This window comes from Streptomyces sp. NPDC037290, assembly GCF_055603245.1.
Map to the genome: position 1 here is coordinate 1 of NZ_JBVJVZ010000121.1, position 1,715 is coordinate 1,715.

Genomic DNA, 1,715 nt, shown 5'->3' on the forward strand with positions numbered 1-1,715 from the left:
ATCCACGTGAAGATCCGGGTTCTGTCGACGATCTTGTGATCCAGGTGGTGCGGGGTCATCGTGCGAGCAGGACACGTTTGCGAAGGAGATCGAGGCCAGCCCGGCCGAACATCTGGCGCTTCAGCATCTTCAGCCGGTTGACGTTTCCTTCGACCGCGCCGGAACTGTAGGGCAGTGTCAGGCCGTTGCGGACGGCGTCGAGATCGCGCCGGAGGTTGCGGGCGAAGGATGCCAGTGGCACCAGGGTGTCCTGCTCGGCGTCGGCGATCCAGTCCTCGAGATGGTCGCCCTGGCGGCCGGTCATCATCGCGGCGAACTTCCTGACGTGGCCGGTGAGCCGGCCCAGCTCTGGATCGCGCTCGCGCAGACGGTGCAGCTTGTTTGCGTCTTCGCCTCGTAGGTGTTCGGGGTGAGTCATGATCCAGGAAGTGACCTCACGCACCGACGGAGGCTTGGGACCGACGGTGGGTGCGTGTCCGCGCCCGGTCCGGTAACGCCGCAGATGACGCTGGACGGCCAGCTCTCCTCCGGGATAGCCGAGTTGCTGGATCTCCCGGCAGAGCTGGGCGGCGTTTCTGACCCCCTCGTTCCAGCGCCGATGCAGATAGCCGACGTAGGGGTGGACGACGTGCGCCCGCTGCAGGCTCTTGGCGACGACGTCATCGGCGGAGCGCGCGTTGACCAGCTTGCGGATGGTGGCCTGGTGCAGGCCGAGTTTCCGTCCGATCGCCGCCTTCGACATTCCTTGATCCCACAGCTCGTGGGCTGCCGCGTGCTGTTCCCGCAGGCGAGTCACGATCTTGAGCTCTTTCGGCGACTGGACCACTGCAGGCTCCACTCCCAGCTGCTCGGCGGCATCCCCAGGAATCGGTTCGGCCAGGCGGGAGCGATGAGCGTTCACACTCTTCTCGACTGCCTGGCCGAGGTTGGCCCACAAGTGATACCGGTCGGCGACCTGCTGGGCCTGTGGCGCTCCGACCCGCGCGCCTTCTCCGTAACCGCTGGAGCGGTCCCGGCAGATCACCTTCACTTCGGGGTGGCCCCGGAGCCAGTCGGCCAGGTCCTCGCCCTCGCGGCCGTCGTAAAGGTGCAGCGGCCGGTGGGTAGCCATGTCGATCAGCAAAGTGCCGTAATGCCGGCCCTTGCGGAAAGCGAAGTCATCGACGCCCAGCACCTCCACCTCGCCGATGTCCGGCTCCGGCACGGCTCTGACCATGCGCAGCAGTGTGTCCCTGCCCACCGTGATGCCGATGGTGGCCGCCACCCGGGATCCCGCCCGGCCCGCGAGGGCCAGGCCGATCTGCGTCAGCATCCCCCGCAGCAGCGGGGTGTAGCGGCTGTGCGGTGTGGTCAGTCCCGTGATCTGCTCGACGAACGTCACCGCCGGGCAGACGGGGTTCTCGCAGCGGAAACGGCGTACGCATAACTCGATCACGACACCGAGACCGCCCGCGGCGACGTCATGCAGCCTGCGTATGTACCGGCCGTGCACCCGCGCCGAGCTCTCGCCGCACCGGCAGACCGCGGTCGCCGCACGCACCCGCGTCCTGAACACCACCCGGTTCGGTCGCCTCTCCACCTCCTCGATGAACAACGCGGACAGATACGGAAACAGCTCCAAGAGCACATCACGAGGGCACGCGATGCATGATCGCGAACAGTCGGCACAGCCCGTTCAGACGTCCGCATCACAAGATCGTCGACAGAGCCAAGAT

1 protein-coding gene is annotated in these 1,715 nt (G+C 66.6%); it reads right to left on the bottom strand.

Going from position 1 to position 1,715, the window contains the following annotated elements; all coding sequences use genetic code 11:
- Nucleotides 1–55: 55 nt before the first annotated feature.
- Entirely contained in the window at nucleotides 56–1,627 is a 1,572-nt protein-coding gene (locus ACZ7HQ_RS45275) for an ISL3 family transposase (RefSeq protein WP_471003439.1), read from the bottom strand.
- Nucleotides 1,628–1,715 lie beyond the last annotated feature (88 nt).